Annotated in this window: 16 protein-coding genes; 11 read left to right on the top strand and 5 right to left on the bottom strand. The window is 40.4% G+C overall.

Features of this window, described 5'->3' with window-relative positions:
- The first annotated feature begins 1 nt into the window (after position 1).
- Positions 2-1,288 carry a glutamate-1-semialdehyde 2,1-aminomutase gene (hemL, locus tag FMM05_RS07455; protein WP_143372717.1) on the top strand — a complete coding sequence of 429 codons (1,287 nt, stop codon included), beginning with the start codon at positions 2-4 and terminating at the stop codon, positions 1,286-1,288.
- Positions 1,289-1,343: 55 nt separating this feature from the next.
- On the opposite strand, the gene FMM05_RS07450 is transcribed toward hemL, so the two are convergent.
- Complete coding sequence (locus tag FMM05_RS07450; RefSeq protein WP_143372716.1) at positions 1,344-1,718, bottom strand: hypothetical protein; 375 nt, start codon at positions 1,716-1,718, stop codon at positions 1,344-1,346.
- A gap of 80 nt (positions 1,719-1,798) precedes the next feature.
- A complete protein-coding gene (locus FMM05_RS07445; RefSeq protein ID WP_143372715.1) occupies positions 1,799-2,260 on the bottom strand; it encodes a hypothetical protein in 462 nt (153 codons plus the stop codon).
- Positions 2,261-2,366: 106 nt separating this feature from the next.
- Between FMM05_RS07445 and FMM05_RS07440 the strand changes: the two genes are divergently transcribed.
- The 6 genes from FMM05_RS07440 (at position 2,367) to FMM05_RS07415 (ending at position 7,000) form a co-directional block, all read left to right on the top strand.
- On the top strand, positions 2,367-2,738 hold the full coding sequence (locus FMM05_RS07440; protein WP_235894378.1) for a hypothetical protein: 372 nt from the start codon (positions 2,367-2,369) through the stop codon (positions 2,736-2,738).
- 38 nt (positions 2,739-2,776) lie between these two features.
- On the top strand, positions 2,777-3,643 hold the full coding sequence (locus tag FMM05_RS07435) for an AraC family transcriptional regulator (RefSeq protein WP_143372714.1): 867 nt from the start codon (positions 2,777-2,779) through the stop codon (positions 3,641-3,643).
- Positions 3,644-3,852: 209 nt separating this feature from the next.
- Positions 3,853-4,224, top strand: a complete 372-nt coding sequence (locus FMM05_RS07430; protein WP_235894377.1) for a hypothetical protein — start codon at positions 3,853-3,855, stop codon at positions 4,222-4,224.
- 106 nt (positions 4,225-4,330) lie between these two features.
- Complete coding sequence (locus FMM05_RS07425; protein ID WP_143372713.1) at positions 4,331-5,158, top strand: MbnP family protein; 828 nt, start codon at positions 4,331-4,333, stop codon at positions 5,156-5,158.
- Positions 5,148-6,119 carry a transporter gene (locus FMM05_RS07420; protein WP_235894376.1) on the top strand — a complete coding sequence of 324 codons (972 nt, stop codon included), beginning with the start codon at positions 5,148-5,150 and terminating at the stop codon, positions 6,117-6,119. The genes FMM05_RS07425 and FMM05_RS07420 overlap by 11 nt, the downstream gene beginning before the upstream one ends.
- A 116-nt stretch (positions 6,120-6,235) precedes the next feature.
- Entirely contained in the window at positions 6,236-7,000 is a 765-nt protein-coding gene (locus FMM05_RS07415) for a hypothetical protein (RefSeq protein ID WP_143372712.1), read from the top strand.
- A 43-nt stretch (positions 7,001-7,043) separates the two neighbouring features.
- Here FMM05_RS07415 and FMM05_RS07410 read toward each other — a convergent pair whose 3' ends face one another.
- Entirely contained in the window at positions 7,044-7,292 is a 249-nt protein-coding gene (locus tag FMM05_RS07410; RefSeq protein WP_143372711.1) for a hypothetical protein, read from the bottom strand.
- A 103-nt stretch (positions 7,293-7,395) separates the two neighbouring features.
- Positions 7,396-9,090 (bottom strand): lysine--tRNA ligase, encoded by a 1,695-nt coding sequence (lysS, locus tag FMM05_RS07405; protein WP_143372710.1) that lies wholly within the window; start codon positions 9,088-9,090, stop codon positions 7,396-7,398.
- Between the two features lie 117 nt (positions 9,091-9,207).
- Between lysS and FMM05_RS07400 the strand changes: the two genes are divergently transcribed.
- Both FMM05_RS07400 and lipB read left to right on the top strand, forming a co-directional pair.
- A complete protein-coding gene (locus FMM05_RS07400) occupies positions 9,208-9,936 on the top strand; it encodes a hypothetical protein (RefSeq protein ID WP_143372709.1) in 729 nt (242 codons plus the stop codon).
- Positions 9,937-10,044: 108 nt separating this feature from the next.
- Positions 10,045-10,776, top strand: a complete 732-nt coding sequence (lipB, locus tag FMM05_RS07395) for a lipoyl(octanoyl) transferase LipB (protein ID WP_143372708.1) — start codon at positions 10,045-10,047, stop codon at positions 10,774-10,776.
- A 55-nt stretch (positions 10,777-10,831) separates the two neighbouring features.
- Here the strand turns inward: lipB and FMM05_RS07390 are convergent, their stop codons facing one another.
- Entirely contained in the window at positions 10,832-11,443 is a 612-nt protein-coding gene (locus FMM05_RS07390; RefSeq protein WP_143372707.1) for a ribonuclease HII, read from the bottom strand.
- A gap of 185 nt (positions 11,444-11,628) precedes the next feature.
- Here FMM05_RS07390 and FMM05_RS07385 point away from each other — a divergent pair, with 185 nt between their 5' ends.
- Together FMM05_RS07385 and FMM05_RS07380 are read left to right on the top strand one after the other, a co-directional pair.
- Positions 11,629-13,548 (top strand): S8 family serine peptidase, encoded by a 1,920-nt coding sequence (locus FMM05_RS07385; protein ID WP_143372706.1) that lies wholly within the window; start codon positions 11,629-11,631, stop codon positions 13,546-13,548.
- Between the two features lie 268 nt (positions 13,549-13,816).
- Positions 13,817-16,888, top strand: coding sequence for a SusC/RagA family TonB-linked outer membrane protein (locus tag FMM05_RS07380; protein ID WP_143372705.1), 3,072 nt, complete (start codon positions 13,817-13,819; stop codon positions 16,886-16,888).
- Positions 16,889-16,892: the final 4 nt, after the last annotated feature.

The raw sequence follows: 16,892 nt of genomic DNA, 5'->3' as shown, positions 1-16,892 counted from the left end.
TATGCTATACCAAAGAAGCAGCCAGCTGTTTGCCGAAGCAGAACAGGTAATACCCGGCGGCGTAAACTCTCCTGTACGTGCATTTAAGTCGGTAGGAGGAACACCAATTTTTATAAAAGAAGCAAAAGGCCCATACATTTATGATGAAGATGGTAACCGCTTTGTAGACTATATCAACTCATGGGGTCCTATGATACTGGGCCATGCTTATGAGCCTGTTGTAAATGCGGTTATAGAGCGGGCTAAAAAAGGTACGTCGTTCGGTACTCCTACCGCGCTTGAAACCGAGATAGCAAAGCTTGCGGTTGCAATGGTTCCTAATATAGATAAGATACGTTTTGTAAACAGCGGTACAGAGGCGTGTATGAGTGCCATAAGGCTTGCGCGTGGCTTTACCGGCCGCGAAAAGATAATGAAATTTGCGGGTTGCTACCACGGCCACTCTGATTCGTTCCTAATACAGGCGGGTAGTGGTGCGGTAACGTTTGGTACACCAAACAGCCCGGGTGTAACCCAGGGCACAGCTAAAGATACCCTGCTGGCTACATATAATGATATTGATAGTATAAAAGAATTATTCGCTGCTAACCTTAATGATATTGCTGCAATAATAATAGAACCCGTAGCGGGTAACATGGGCTGCATACCTCCGGCTGAAGGGTTTTTACAAGCCTTACGCGAAATTTGCGATGTAAACGGCGCCCTGCTTATTTTTGATGAGGTAATGACGGGTTTTCGCCTTGCAAAGGGCGGCGCTCAGGAGCTTTACGGCATTAAAGCCGATATAGTAGCCTTTGGTAAAGTTATTGGCGGAGGGCTGCCAGTAGGCGCTTTTGCTGCCCGTAACGAGATCATGAATTACCTTGCACCTGTAGGGCCCGTGTACCAGGCAGGTACTTTATCGGGTAACCCATTGGCGATGGCAGCAGGTTTAGAAATGCTTAAGGCATTAAATAATGATGCAGCCATATTTACAAGGCTGGAAGAAAAAACGGCATACCTGGAAACCGGTATCCGTAAAATATTAGATAATGCTACTATTGCTTATACCATAAACAGGGTTGGTTCTATGATATCGGTTCATTTTGATGCCAACCCGGTAACCGACTTTAAATCGGCAGCTAACGGCGATAATCCAACGTTTAAAAAGTTCTTTCACGGGTTGCTTAACGAGGGGGTATACATAGCGCCATCGGCCTACGAAACCTGGTTTATAACCGATGCCCTTACGTATGATGATCTCGATTTTACATTAAGTGCCATACAAAAGGTGGCCGCAACATTATAAAAACTAAAAAAGCTCCCGCAAGGGAGCTTTTTCGTATTATATAGGTGTAAAGATCTTAGTGCGTAAGTTGCTTAAGCAATTTAGGGTTTGCATCAAGTTTAGCTACCTGGTCAGCGCTTAGTGTAGCCCTGATTTTAGCATCTATAGTTTGAGAAAGTACATCTTTACGCTCCTGGCTTAGGCCTTCGCTGTGAGCGCGGTATTTGTACTCAAATAAACCCTGCATACTTTGTTTGTCAGCATCAGAAAGTTTAACAACAGCATTTAAAGCATTTAGGTCTGCTTTTGCATCTGCCTGGATTTTCTGTTGTTTAACATCAACATTAGAAGTTGTAGCAGCAGTAGCTTTTACAGCCGCTTTTTTTTGTTGGGCATTAGCAGTAAAGCCAAATCCAACCATCATAACGAAAAGAGCAATTATTTTTTTCATGATAAACGATATTTGTTTAGTGTTTATAACTCCAAATCTAATTAATTTACAAAACATCACAAAACTTTAACATCAAAAATTTATCTTTTATCATGTCTTTTGATATTTTTTGCATGTTTCCCCATTCTTTCGTGCCTTTTCTCTTTTTGGGCTTCAAACTTTTTAAACTGTTCTTCGGTTAATATTTTCTTCATTTCCCTTTTCATTGCAATCTGCCCGTCAAGCCTTTTGGTCTGCATAGCAAAGCGTTCATCGTCTGTAGGTTTTTTACCGGCTTCTTTATTTGCTTTATGCTGGTCCATAAACTGTTGCTTTTCCTTGGCCTGTGTTAACATAAGTTTTTGCACATCTTTTTGCTGCTTGTCGGTAAGGTCTAAGGTAAGTGCCATATGCTTTGCTTTAAGTTCGCTTCGTTGCTCGGGGGTTAATTGTTCACGCTGCTCCCTTTCCATGTGCTTACCATCATGATGCCTTCCGCCACCCGGCTGCGCACTCATTGTTACACCCATCATCATTGCCATTGCTAAAATTAACGTTTTCATAATTTAATTTTTAATTGTTATAGCTATAAGACATTTTATAATGCCTATGGTTTAATTAAGTGCATTAAAATTTTTTAAACTTTGATGGCTGACTTACATTTGCAATGTGAAAAACCTTGTTTTTATAGTCGTATTTATGTTGCTGGCCCGGCCGGTGCTGCCAATATTGGAGTATGCGCTTAATTACGACTATATAGCAAAAGTACTATGCGAAAACAAGGCCAAGCCCCAAATGCACTGCAACGGTAAGTGCCATTTAATGAAAGAACTTGCCAAAGCCGCCGAAAAAGAAAAATCTGACTCCGATAAAAAAACGGCTGCCCAACAGGCTGAAGTTTTGTTTTTTACTTTTGATATTGAATATACTTTTAAAGTCCTGCCAGTTGTTTTTAATAATAAAAGCAGCGTGGGAGTGTATAGCAATTTCTATACCTCGCAAAATTTATCTGCTGTTTTCAGGCCGCCGGTTAATGTATAAAACACATACGTTTTAAAACATTAACTAATACCTATTATATGCAAACAGTACAAGTACCCGTTTGCAACCTTGGTATATTTGGTAATCATTCAAAAAAGTTCTGGATGGGCAGCCTGCGCAATATCACACAGCAGTACCCCATCATGGCAAAGCCGCACAAGCACGATTTTTACACGTTTTTGATACTGGATAATGCCGGTGGAGAAGTACGCATAGACGGGCAGGCCGTTGCCGTGGGCAATACAATGATTGCTATAATAAAACCGGGTTGCATTAGTAGTTTTGCGCTCACAGAAGATACCACAGGAACGCTGATATGCTTTGCCGAAGAGTTTTTCTCGCTGCGCTATAACAATAATATCCTTAGTCAGTTTTCTTTCTTAAACAGGGATGCCCAACCTGATATTGCACTTACGCACCATCAGCACAGCCATTTGCAAAAACTGTTGGAGTTCCTCTCAGGCGAATTTTTAGAGGAGCGAAGGGAGAGCGAAAAAGTAATGCGTTCGTACCTTAACATCTTTTTGTTTGAGATGGAGCGGCTGTACAATCCGCTACAGGAAACCAAAAGCCCCACGCTGCGGCAGGAAAAGATGCACCTGTTCCAAAAACTGATCGACCGGAATTTTAAGGAAAAGAAACTTCCGTCAGACTATGCCGGTATGCTTAACGTAAGCCCCAATTACCTTAATAAGATATGTAAGGAAGAAACCGGGCAAACCGCAGGCGACATCATACGCCGGCACATTATAACCGAAGCCCGCAGGCTGCTGCATTACACCAATTATTCGGTAAATGAGGTGGCCGATAAGCTGGGTTTTGGGCATGCCTCTTATTTTGTGACCTTCTTTAAAAAGCAAACCCATCAAACCCCGGAGATGTTCCGCCGTAGCCAAAATGCTTAAAGTTAACCACAAAGCCTTGTGCCTTTTGTGTTTTGGTGATGGATTATACTTTGTGTATTAGTGGTAAAAAAATATTAGATGCAGTGTTATATGTATGGAGTCACTATCGGTTTAGATAATCAATCTATTTGTTTTGCTTTTCGTAAAAGGCACTGCAATAGGTAGGCCGCAATAATAATCATACCCTTTTGGCTTACTACTTTTGCCCTGTGAAAAAGCTTATAACCCTAATTGCCCTTTTAATGTTACTAAAGCCGGTACTGCCGGTTGTTAGCTACGTTGTTAATTATGAGTATATAGCAAAAGAGCTTTGTGTAAATAAGGCAAAGCCGCAAATGCACTGCAACGGTAAGTGCCATTTAATGAAAGAGCTTGCCAAAGCCGCCGAGCAGGAAAAGCCATTATCTGAAAAAAAATCAGTACACACAGAGGTAGAGGTCTTGTTTTGCCAGGCTGTTGCGCATTATAGCTTTGCCTGTTATTTACCCGCAGCCACAAAACAAAACCTGCCCGTGTACAGCAATTTATATTCTAAGTTAAATTGCAGCGCGGTTTTTCATCCCCCGCTCATTATTTCTTAAAGTAATTCGGTTTTTTATTGATGGATAATTCTATCAATACACTCATGCCTGCTTTACAGTAAAGCATGCGCATAACTATACTTTAATTAATAATTCTCAAACAAAAATGAAATTTAAACTACAACATATTGTGGCTGTTATGGCCATGGCTGCTTCTTTGGTATCGTGTAATGATGATGATGATAGCTCACAAAATTTAGAAGGTACTTTTGGCGATGCAGAGCTTTTCTTTGAAAACGGATTTGCCGGAAATGAATTTAACCTCGGTGCTCCTTATATTAACGGTAATGGCGAAACCATTACCATTAACAGGCTTAACTACATTATTAGTAATGTGGTATTTATTAAGGCTGATGGTACCGAATATACATACCCTAAAGCCGATAGTTACTTTATTGTGAGTGAAGAAGCCGGAAGCTTTACAGTGCACTTAGAGCAATTGCCTGCCGGCGATTATACTAAAGTTAGGTTTGGGGTAGGGGTAGATACTGCTCAATACCAGTTGGGTCTGGAAGCCCAGCAGGACTTCTGGAGTCTGGCGATAACCAATAACATGGCATCGGTTTGGGCTAATGGTTACCGTTTTGTAAATACAGAGGGTACGTTTACATCGGCCACAGTACCACTGGCTAAGGCCTTTAGTATGTATCAGCAAAATACTAACGGGAACGATAACTACAATGAAATTACATTTAACCTGCCCAACACCGCACGTGTAAGGCATGATATTGCACCCAGCATACATTTTAAAACCGATGTAAGCCTGTTTTTAGATGGTGCGAATAAAATTGTACTGGCTAATAATCTTACTGCTGATGGCTCGGCTGCTGTTATTGATGGCGGCGACAATTTGGTAAAAATAGCGGGAAATACAGATGCTGTTTTTAGTGTAGACCATGTACATAACGAAAGCGGTACAGAGCATGCAGACTAATTTTGTAAAAACGGTAATGGGCTTGCTTATAGCCCTTACCGCCTTGCAGGTTTTAGCTGCTGCCGATAAAGACACCCTTACACTACCACCCAATTTTTCCAAGTACCTGTATGAATTTGACGATTGCGATGCCTGTGGCTGCTCGGCAAGCGGCGGGGGCATGGGCTTTAGCTCTATGATAGATAAAAATTTTGTTGGAGTGCGCTATTTTTACCAAAGCTATACCAGCCGCGACGGTATTTTTAGGAACTCTCCGTGGATAGACGAAAACTTCAACACCATGCAGGTTTGGGCAAGGGTGCCGGTAACTAAAAAAATACAAGTGTCGGCGCAGGTGCCATACCATTTTCACAACCGCGACCTGTCCACAGGGCATCAGGAAATTAACGGCTTGGGCGATATAACCGTTTTAGGGCTATACACTGCCTTTCAAACCCAAACCGATAGCACGTCATTTACCCATACCCTGCAGGTGGGCGGGGGTGTAAAGGCACCTACAGGTAAGTATGATGGCGCCAACAACGGCAGTGTTAACCCAAGCTTTCAGGTGGGTACCGGCAGTTGGGATTATATCCTGGCAGCCGAATATGTTATTCAACATGGCAATCTGGGGTTAAACGCTATGGCTAACTATGTTTTTAAGACAGAGAACAGCCAGCATTACCAGTTTGGCAACCAGTTTAATTATGCCGGTACTTTATTTTACCATATACAGGCTAACAAGCTTACCCTTGTGCCCCAGCTTGGCATTGCGGGTGAGGTATATGCAACTAACAGGCAGTTTAACGAAGAACTGCCCGATACCAAAGGCGATATACTTTTTGGCAAGATAGGGGTAGAGGCCGGTTTGGGTAATTTCTCTATAGGGTTAAACGGAATGCTCCCTATAAGCCAAAACCTTACGGGCGGTAGGGTAGAAGCAAATTATCGTTGGTCGGTTAACCTTAATTACAGCCTCTAACAGCAATTTTTAAGGTGGCTATCTAATAGTATAGTTGTGTTAGGTTTTTGTTAACGTAGTGTAATATTGGTTATCTTTGCACTACCAATTTAACATACTAAATATTAACTAATACTATGGCTACCAGGGTTATTACTAAGGTTTCGGTAAGTAAAGACAAAACTGTTGTTACTAAAGAAACCATTACTGCTACAAAAGCAGGGGCCAAGGAAAAAACCACATATTCAGATAGATTAATAGATACGCGAAAGCAGGCCGTCCAGAATATTGAGAAAGCTATATTTTACATGCTGCTTATATTTATGGCCATCTATTTTATAAAAGAAGATGCGGTACTGGCATTTTCAGGACAGGCAGCATCCGGGCATTCGCTTATAGATGCCATGCAAAGCATCGTGCTTATAATTTGCTGCCTTGCGGCGTTAAGATACAGCCTTTCTAAGCGTGCGGATAGTTTTCAGAGCATATTCGCGCTGTTATTTTGCGTATCGGCTTATGTGCTTCTTGTAGAGCAAGGCACCTACTTTGTAAGCGATTTTGATTACACCATCTGGTCGGCAATAGCCACAGGAATTATATCCTTTACGCTATTGCAGCTGTACAGGAACAGGCTGTTCCTGGCACATGATTTTGAAATGTACTTTAAAACCAAAAGTTACGGCGTTGCCTGCTTTGCAATACTTACTATAGTACTGCTGCCTTACTTTTTTAACGATGATGTATTTATGCACTCACACTTAAATGAGATGCCGGGAAGCTTTGGCGAAATGCTGATTGAATACGTGCAGACCTTTGGGTACGTGTTCCTGCTTATAGCCATTACAGAGCTGGTTGTTAAGATAAAGCAGAAGGATACATTAGATGAAGATGTTTTTAGATAATACATTATTATAAACTAAAGGCTGCCCATGGGCAGCCTTTAGTTTATATATGAAATTCAAACGGAAATTTAGCTTCGAGCTCCTGTATACGGGCAGCATCATTACGTACTTCTACACGTCCAATGTTTTTGGAAATGCTGAAATCATCTTCTAAAACCTCTTCATACCTTACAGTAACAAAAGTATCAAACGGCACCGATTTTGACCAGCTCCCGGAGTCGGTTTTAGAGTTGCCGTCTACCCAGCCGTGCGGTGTTAAATGCCAGTATGTATATTCGTTGCTTATAGCCATATCATGGTTTTAAATGTTTTTCTAAGATATTAATTATAGATTGTTTAAAACAAAAAAAGCTGCTATAATTTATAGCAGCTTTTAATAAAATATCTAATAGGAATTATCCTTTAAACTCAACAGTTTTAGTCTCGCCCTCAAGGGTTACTTTAACAAGGCCGTGTTTAGCAAGGCCTTTCATGGCTGCATCCCACTTTTTACCGCTTAGTCCTGCCTGTGTTTTAAGGGCATCAAGCGCAAGCTGGCTGCTCACTTTAAGTATCTCGGCAATAGCTTTTTCATCCTCAGTAAGTTCTACCTGTTTTTTCTCCGGCCTCATTTGCGGGAAGAATAACACCTCTTGTATCGATGCATTGTTGGTTAAGAACATAATAAGCCTGTCCATACCAATACCAAGGCCACTTGTAGGCGGCATACCGTACTCCAGGGCACGTAAAAAGTCATTATCAATAAATTGCGCAGCTTCAACATCGCCACGCTCAGACAGCTTTAATTGAGCCTCAAAACGCTCGCGCTGGTCTATCGGGTCATTAAGTTCAGAGTAAGCATTCGCCACCTCTTTACCACAAATCATAAGTTCAAAACGCTCAGTAAGTTCAGGGTTATCGCGATGCTCTTTACAAAGCGGACTCATCTCCTTAGGGTAATCGGTAATAAACGTAGGCTGTATAAAGTTACCCTCGCATTTTTCGCCAAAAATCTCATCAATAAGCTTGCCTTTACCCATAGTATCGTCTACGGCAATGCCCATGCCTTTAGCGGCTTCAAACAATTCTTGTTCGGTTTTGCCTGTAATATCAAAACCTGTAAATTGTTTAATAGCATCGGTCATGGTAACACGTGCATAAGGTGCTTTAAAGCTTACATGGTGCTCTCCAAAAGTAACATCTGCAGTGCCGTTAACCGCAAGGGCGCAATGCTCCAGCAGGTTTTCAGTAAACTCCATCATCCAGTTGTAGTCTTTATAAGCTACATATATTTCCATGGCGGTAAATTCAGGATTATGTGTCCTGTCCATACCCTCATTCCTAAAATTCTTAGAAAACTCATACACACCGTCAAAACCACCTACAATAAGGCGTTTTAGGTACAATTCGTTGGCAATACGCATGTAAAGCGGTATATCCAGCGAGTTGTGGTGGGTAACAAAAGGCCTTGCAGCGGCGCCGCCCGGTATAGGTTGTAATACTGGCGTTTCTACCTCAAAATAGCCTTTATCGTTAAAAAAGCTACGCATGGCATTAAATAGTTTGGTTCTTTTTACAAAAACCTCTTTAACGTGCGGGTTAACCACAAGGTCTACATAACGCTGGCGGTAACGCAGTTCGGGGTCGCTAAAGCTGTCAAATACTTTACCATCTGCGTCTGTTTTAGGCATTGGCAGTGGGCGTAGTGTTTTGCTAAGTAGCGACAACTCATGCACACGGATTGATTTTTCACCTACCTGCGTAGTAAAAAGCTCACCTTTAACACCTACAAAATCGCCAAGGTCAATCAGTTTTTTAAACACCTCGTTGTAAAGGGTTTTATCTTCGCCCGGACAAATTTCATCGCGGTTAACGTATATTTGTACACGGCCTTCGCTGTCCTGTAATTCAGCAAAAGCTGCCTTACCCTGAACGCGGATTGACATTAAACGGCCGGCAACAACTACCTTCTTGCTTTCAGAAAAATCTTCCTTTACCTGCTTAGAGGTATGGTCTACCGGAAACAGGTTAGCGGGGTACGGATTAATGCCGAGGTTTCTCAGCGTGTCCAGTTTTTCTCTGCGAATGATTTCTTGTTCTGAAAGCTGCATGGTTATTATGTTTTTAAGCCTGCAAAGATAATGATATTTAACAAATAAGCAATTTGGCAGTTGTAACAAAATAAGCATACTTCCGTCTAATAAAAATATACCTAAAAACAAAAAAATATGAAATCATTAATGGTGCCTGTACTGGGCTTGCTGCTTGCTTTTTTTGCCACATCGTGCAATTTTACCGAGAATATTACCGTGAACCCTGATGGCAGCGGTATGGCAACAATTAATATGGATGCATCGCAGCTTATGGCATTAGGTGCTGGACAAATGGGCGAGGCTGCCAATAAAAAAATTGACTCAACAATTACCTTTAAAGAGGTTTTTGCGGCTAAAAAAGACAGTATTGCAAAACTGCCTAAAGCAGAGCAGGACAGGCTTAAAGCGTTGGAAAACCTGTCGCTAAAGGTGTTGATGAATGCCGAAGAGGGCCAGTTAAACGTTGATATTATAGATAACTTTAAGAAAATTGGCGATGTTACAGATGTGATGAAGAATTTTAGGGAATTGGCCGGTACCGGCGATGCTAAAAAGGCGGAAGCGCTGAGTTTTTTAAACAATCATTCGGTAGTTAGCTATGCTTATGATGGCAAAACCTTTAAAAGAAATGTGGTTCCCGATAAAACAGCAGCGCCGGTTTCGGATAGTTTAAATATGTATAAGCCAATGATGGAAGGGTCTACTTACACGCTAAAATATAAGTTCCCTAAAAAGGTGGCAAAAGTATCTAACCCGGCTGCAATTATTGGTGCTGATAAAAAAACGGTTAGCATCACCTACGATTTGGTTGAATATCTGGAAAACCCTACGCAGTTGGGCTTGCAGGTAGAATTTGAAAAGTAAATCCTTGAACAATACATCTAAACCGGGCTATATTGTCCGGTTTTTTATGCGGTAATTGGTGGCAATAAGTTTTGTAAATTTGTAGCATAATATTAGATAATTAAAGCGATGAACAAAAAAATTTGGTTTCGCGACCTGGGTTTGAGGGATTATAAAGAAGTGTGGGAGTACCAGGAACAACTTTTTCAGGAAACGGTAGACTTAAAAATACGCAACAGGAGAGAAGAGCTTACGCTGGAAATGCCCAATCATTTACTGTTTGTAGAGCATCCGCATGTATATACCCTTGGTAAAAGCGGAGATATAGAGAATCTTTTAATAAACGAGAAACAGCTGGCTGCTAAAAATGCAGTTTACTATAAAGTTAACCGTGGTGGCGATATTACTTATCACGGCCCCGGCCAGATAGTTGGCTACCCTATTTTAGACCTAGAGAATTTTTTTACCGATATACATAAATACCTTCGTTTTCTTGAAGAAATGGTAATACTTACCCTGGCCGATTATGGCATTACCGGAACCCGAAGCGATGGCGAAACCGGGGTGTGGCTGGATGCCGGTACACCATTTGCCCGAAAAATATGTGCAATGGGGGTTAGGGCTTCACGCTGGGTAACCATGCACGGCTTTGCACTTAATGTAAATGCTAACCTGGGATATTTTGATAATATCATACCGTGTGGTATCCGTGGTAAGGCAGTAGCATCTTTAAATGCCGAGCTTGGTGTAGATAAGGTAGATGAGGCAGAAGTAAAGGCAAAATTACTAAAATACTTTGCGCAGCTATTTGAAGCTGAAATTGTGGTGGAAAATCCTGTAACCGAAAAGCAACTGCTATAATATTAAGGAGTGAAAAAGTAAATGATTTTATGTTTTTTACTCCTTAATATATATACTACTCACAAAATTCTAAATCCATTTCTAATTGTTCGGGCAATAGCCTGAATGTTTTGCGGTGGTATTTTGTAATTCCGTATTTTCTTATTGCTTCACGGTGCTCTAAAGTTGGGTAGCCCTTATTGCTTTTCCAGTTGTACATAGGGTACTCTTCATGCAGCCTGTTCATATAGTCATCCCTGTGTGTTTTTGCCAGCACCGATGCCGCCGCTATGCTAAGGTATTTGCTGTCGCCTTTTACAATACAGCTGTGCGGTATATCTCCTACCGGTTTAAAGCGGTTGCCATCTACAATTATATAGTGGGGAGAGGGGGCTAACTTAACGATACACTCCTGCATGGCACGAATAGAAGCATTCAGGATATTAATCTCGTCTATAATTTCAGGTTCAATATGTACTATATGATAACAAATCGCCTGTTTTTGTATCAGCGGGCGAAGGTGCTCCCTTGTTTTTTCCGATAATTGTTTGGAGTCATTTAAAAGATCCAGCTCAAAATTATCCGGTAAAATAACGGCAGCCGCTGTTACCGGGCCTGCAAGGCACCCCCTTCCGGCCTCATCGGTACCGGTTTCGTATAATAGATCAGAATATTTTAACAGCAGCATTTTAAACCGTATTTTAAAAATTAACGTAATATTATAAAGTAACAAATATAAAAGTATATAGTTAAATTTAAAATTGATGGTGTTTAATTTACAGGATTTTATATTTTTGCTAATCTTTTTTAATAGCAAATACATATTTGTTCTTAAAAAAATCTATTAACTACTAAATATTTATAACAACAGTCATGAAAAAAAATACTGTTTCTATGCTTGTTCTTGGATTGTTGCTTGCGGGAGGATTTTCTGCTAAAGCACAAACTGAAGAAGAGAGGAGAATTATCACAAAAGATTACGATCAGGCGGCGTTAACAAAATTTATTAACGAACAAACTGAAAAGACTAAGAAAAATAGAGATGAAGCTTACCGTCTTGCAGCGTTAAATGGCTGGCCAACCAAGTTTGTAACAGAGGAGGGTAACCATGCAGAGCTTGTAGGTTTGCAGGATGATGGCAAACCGTTATATTATCAAACACTAAATGCTAATGCTGCATTTACATCGGGTATAACCTCTCTTAATACTGGTGGTAGCTTAGGGTTAACGGTAGATGGGCAGGGTATGCTTGCTGCTATTTGGGACCAGGATAGGCCAAGAGCAACACATAACACCTTTAGTGGTACAATAGGCCAAAGGCTAAGCATACAGGATGCGGCCACTGTGCAGGCAACACACTCTACCCACGTTTTTGGTACTATTATAGGTAACGGCAATACAGGAAGCAACGGAAACCCAAATGCGAGTGCTAAGGGTATGGCACCTCTTGCTACTGGTAATGCTTACGACTGGAATAGCGATACTGTAGAGATGGGGCTTGCTGCTTCAAGCGGTTTACTTGTTTCTAACCACTCTTACGGTGCTATAGCCGGGCAAGTATCTGTAGGTACTTTTGGCGCATATACCAGCCAGTCTCAGGAGTATGATAATGTTGCTTTTCTTGCAAAAAATTATCTTATAGTTCAGGCTGCAGGTAATGACAGGAATGATAACGGACAGGTGTATAACCCTACAAAAGGAGGGTATGATCTTATAAATAATGCTAAAACAGCTAAAAACTCATTGATAGTTGCTGCGGTTGTTGGCCTTACTTCAGAGTATTCTGAGCCAAGCGATGTTTTAATGTCTTCATTTAGTAGCTACGGGCCTACAGATGATAAAAGGGTTAAGCCGGATATTGCTGCAAAAGGTGTGAGCGTTATATCATCTATTGATGATAATAACTCAAGCTATGGGGCAGAAAGCGGTACATCTATGGCATCTCCTGTAGTAGCAGGCGGTGCACTTTTATTGCAGCAGCATTATCATAACGTAAACGGTGCTTATATGCGTTCTGCAACACTAAGGGGTCTTATTTGTCATACGGCAGATGAAGCCGGAGACTGGGATGGGCCGGATGCACGATTTGGCTGGGGCTTATTTGATGCAAAAAAAGCGGCTCAGGCAATTACAAACAACGGTACTACATCTATTATAGAGGAGCGTTCGCTATCTCAGGGTGCAAGCTACTCATTTGATGTTACTGCTATAGCCGGGCAACAGCTTCAGGTTAGTATCTGCTGGACAGATCCTGCAGGAAACGTAAGCTCATCGGCAGATTCTACTGTTCCAAGGCTTAAGAATGATCTTGATGTAGAAGTTACTAAAGGCGGTACAAGTTATTTGCCATGGAAATTGGCTACAACTAATGGTTCGCCATCTGTAAAAGGAGATAATGATGTAGATAATATTGAGCGTATTGATATACCTAATGCATCAGGTACTTATACCATTACTATAGATCATGAAGGTTCTCTTACATCTGGCCCTCAGGAATATTCTTTAATTGTAACTAATGCTACAGAAGCTCTTGGTGCCGATGATTTTAAATTTAACCTATTTGCTGTATGGCCTAACCCGGCAAACTCAGAGGTTAATATTAACCTTGTGCAGGATTCTTCTGCACCTGCAACTGTTGCTTTTTATGACATTCAGGGAAGGGAAGTATTAGTGCGTGAGCTTTCACAAAGCCTAAGTGTAATAAATACAAATAATTTAAGCGCAGGGGTTTATATGGTAAAGGTTACACAAGGTGCAAAACAACAAGTTAAGAAAGTTGTTGTAAATAAATAGTTTTTATTTAAATAATGATAAAAAAATAGCATTATTTACGCAACCATAATACAAAAATAGTATCTATAAATAAACGCCGGTTTTTTTTAACCGGCGTTTATCATTTTAACTAATTTTTCTATTATGATAGCAATAAATTCAAATATGTTGTGGATATTTTATTTATATCGGCAAATAGTTATGTTTTATTGATAATGCAATGTTAAAAGTTTGTTATATAAAAATAAATTGATAGCTTTGCAACTTAACTAACTCAAATTAATTAAATATGAAATCAAAGTTTACTTGGATTTTTACGCTTTTACTGGCGTTTTTTATTCAGTTTTCCTTTGCACAGGAGAAGACCGTTACAGGTACTGTTGTTGATGATGCCAACATGCCGGTTCCGGGAGCTAATGTAAAGGTTGAAGGCTCTTCTAACGGAGTTCAGACTGATTTTGATGGTAAATTTTCCATCCAGGCTTCTGCCGGCCAAAAATTGGTTATTACATACGTAGGTATGAATGATCAGGTTGTAACTGTAGGCGCAGGCTCTACAATACCTCCGGTTGTACTTAAATCAGGTATTGATTTGGGGGGTGTAGTTGTAGAAGGTTATAGAACTACAGCCAGGCCAAGATCTAACGTTGCGGTAACTACGATAAGTTCAGAAACTATCGAGGGCAGGCCAAACGTTTCGTTCATCCAGTCGCTTCAGGGCCAAATCCCGGGTTTAAATATATCTACAGGTTCAGGATCACCAGGTTCTGCTCAAACTAGTGTTATTTTAAGGGGTCTTGGTTCATTAAGTGGTAATACTGAGCCTTTGTATGTTATTGATGGTGTTCCTTCAAACTTACTTAACTTCAGGACTATCAATGGTAATGATATAGAGTCGGTTTCGGTTCTTAAAGATGCAGGTGCTACTTCGGTTTATGGTAACAGGGGTGCAAATGGTGTTATCGTTGTTAAAACTAAAAGAGGTTCTTTTGATTCTGGTTTAAAAATCAGGTACTCAGGAGTTACAGGTTTTACAACACTTCAGGATCACCACTACCAAATAATGAGTGGTCAGCAATTATTAACCCTTGAAAGGTTAAAAGGTTCTGGCTTAGGTGCTACAGGTGGTGTTGATAATACACCAATGACAGATGCGGAAATTGCAGCTGCTCCTAATACAAACTGGCAGGATGTGTTCTTTAGAACAGGTATCTCTCAGGATCATAGTTTAAGCTTTAGCCAGGGTAGTAAAAATACTAACTCTTTTGTGTCTCTTGGTTATTTTGAGCAGGATGGTATTGTGCCTAACACAGATATTAAAAGGATATCGTTAAGGTCTAACTTTACTGGTAAAAGTTCAAACGAGAAATTTAACTATACTACAAACCTTTATGCAGGTTATTCAAGGCGTAATGAATTAGAAGCAGAAACAAGGTCTCAAACAGATCCTACTTTTGCAGGTAACGTGCTTCAAAACCCACTTCAGGGTATGCTTTCTTCGCTTCCATATCTTGATCCTGCGGTTTATCAAAACGGCCGTCAGTTGTTTGACGATTTTGGTCAGCCATCTTTTGGTGCTACTCCATATATGCTTATGGATTACATTAAAAATATTTATAACCAATATAATGAGGTTAAATTATTATTTAATGGGTCTGCGAGCTATAAATTAACAGATGATTTAACTGCGGGTGTTAATGGTGGTATCGATTTTACTGAAAACCAGCGTGTATTTGCAAGGCTTCCACAATCGTACCTTGCTATAGTTTCTGCTGAAGCTGGAGGATATGCTGATTTCCCGGGTCTTGAAACTCAAAGTACTACAAGGGATTTTAGCTTTAACGGTAATGCAAGGTTAAACTATAATAAAGTTATTGCAGATAAGCATACAATTGATGCGTCATTAATGACAGAGTACTACAAAGCACACTATAAAGCTAATGGTTTTACAACAATAGGTCTTAACAGCAGGACTTATGCTCCTGGTTCAGGTACTGGTTATGTTCCGTTTAGTGCAGCTACTCCTAACCTTTTTAACCGTACAGTTAACTCTTCTAAATTAGAAGCTGGTTTATTCTCGTACTTTGGTATGTTTGATTATGATTACGACTCTAAATATGGTTTAGGTGTTTCTGTTCGTAGGGATGCTTCTTACAGGTTCGTACAGGATAATCAGTGGGGTACCTTCTGGTCAGTATCAGGTAGGTGGAATCTTGACAGGGAGAAATTCATGGAAGGTTCTACAATTACAGAGCTAAAACTTAGGGGATCTATTGGTACTGCCGGTAACCAGAACATCGGTGGTGAGAGTCCTTATGCTCTTCCAAACCTTTCAAGGGCTTTATATTCTACTACAACAGGATATAATAACCAGCCAGGTTTAGTTATATCTCAGTTAGCTAACCCTACTATACAGTGGGAAACTACAAGCCAGGCTAATATAGGTGTTGACTTTGTTTGGAACAAGCGTGTTAGGGGTACAGTAGATGTGTACAGGAAATATACTAAAGATCTTTTCCAGGGTGTTCCTGTATCAGCTATTAATGGTCAGTACCTGTTAAATAGTAACTATGGTAATATGGAGAATAAAGGTATCGAGGCATTACTTGCTTATGATATTGTTAAAGGCCAGGATTTTAACCTTACTATTAGTGCTAACGGTTCTTACAACAGGAACAGGCTTAAAAATCAGCCTACAGAAAATCAGTTCCTTGGCGATGTTCAAATACAAAGTAATGACCAAATTGCTTTCCAGTATTACACAGTTAGATATGCAGGTGTAAACCCATCTAATGGTAACGCTCTTTACTATGATGCAAATGGTACACTTACAGAGAACTCTGTGGCTGCTGATAGGGTTGCTACAGGTAAATCTCCAATACCGGTTTATCAGGGTGGTTTTGGCTTTAATGCTGATTACAAAGGTTTTTATGCAAGTGCTCAATTTACATTTGTAGCTGATGTTTGGAGGTTCGATTACGATTTACAAAACCTTCAGGATCCAACATCTATTGGTACATTCCCGCAATCTACAGACCAGAACAGGGCTTGGACACCGGATAATCCAAATACAGATATTCCATCAATATTTGCTACAAATACAGCAAATGATGCGTTATCAGACAGGTTTTTACGTGATTCTTCTTACTTAAGGCTTAAATATGCCACAGTAGGTTACAATGTTCCTTCTAAATTCTTAGATCAGACTTTCTTAAGCAGTGTTAGGGTTTATGCTCAGGCAGAAAACTTCCTTACATGGACTAAATGGAGAGGATTTGATCCTGAAAGTAATGCAGCAAGTACATTTGGAGGCTACCCTACACCACGCGTATTTTCTTTTGGTGTTGACTTACAATTCTAAAAAA

The organism is Flavobacterium zepuense (assembly GCF_007097145.1).
Taxonomy (GTDB): Bacteria; Bacteroidota; Bacteroidia; order Flavobacteriales; family Flavobacteriaceae; genus Flavobacterium; species Flavobacterium zepuense.
This window is presented reverse-complemented; position numbering and strand designations above follow the sequence as displayed.

Coding starts and splice junctions, on each gene's coding strand:
- FMM05_RS07450 (WP_143372716.1), bottom strand. CDS start 1,718: ATGAAAAAAATAATTGCTCTTTTCGTTATGATGGTTGGATTTGGCTTT.
- FMM05_RS07435 (WP_143372714.1), top strand. CDS start 2,777: ATGCAAACAGTACAAGTACCCGTTTGCAACCTTGGTATATTTGGTAAT.
- FMM05_RS07415 (WP_143372712.1), top strand. CDS start 6,236: ATGGCTACCAGGGTTATTACTAAGGTTTCGGTAAGTAAAGACAAAACT.
- FMM05_RS07420 (WP_235894376.1), top strand. CDS start 5,148: ATGCAGACTAATTTTGTAAAAACGGTAATGGGCTTGCTTATAGCCCTT.
- FMM05_RS07410 (WP_143372711.1), bottom strand. CDS start 7,292: ATGGCTATAAGCAACGAATATACATACTGGCATTTAACACCGCACGGC.
- FMM05_RS07425 (WP_143372713.1), top strand. CDS start 4,331: ATGAAATTTAAACTACAACATATTGTGGCTGTTATGGCCATGGCTGCT.
- FMM05_RS07445 (WP_143372715.1), bottom strand. CDS start 2,260: ATGAAAACGTTAATTTTAGCAATGGCAATGATGATGGGTGTAACAATG.
- FMM05_RS07385 (WP_143372706.1), top strand. CDS start 11,629: ATGAAAAAAAATACTGTTTCTATGCTTGTTCTTGGATTGTTGCTTGCG.
- lysS (WP_143372710.1), bottom strand. CDS start 9,090: ATGCAGCTTTCAGAACAAGAAATCATTCGCAGAGAAAAACTGGACACG.
- FMM05_RS07380 (WP_143372705.1), top strand. CDS start 13,817: ATGAAATCAAAGTTTACTTGGATTTTTACGCTTTTACTGGCGTTTTTT.
- FMM05_RS07390 (WP_143372707.1), bottom strand. CDS start 11,443: ATGCTGCTGTTAAAATATTCTGATCTATTATACGAAACCGGTACCGAT.
- lipB (WP_143372708.1), top strand. CDS start 10,045: ATGAACAAAAAAATTTGGTTTCGCGACCTGGGTTTGAGGGATTATAAA.
- FMM05_RS07400 (WP_143372709.1), top strand. CDS start 9,208: ATGAAATCATTAATGGTGCCTGTACTGGGCTTGCTGCTTGCTTTTTTT.
- hemL (WP_143372717.1), top strand. CDS start 2: ATGCTATACCAAAGAAGCAGCCAGCTGTTTGCCGAAGCAGAACAGGTA.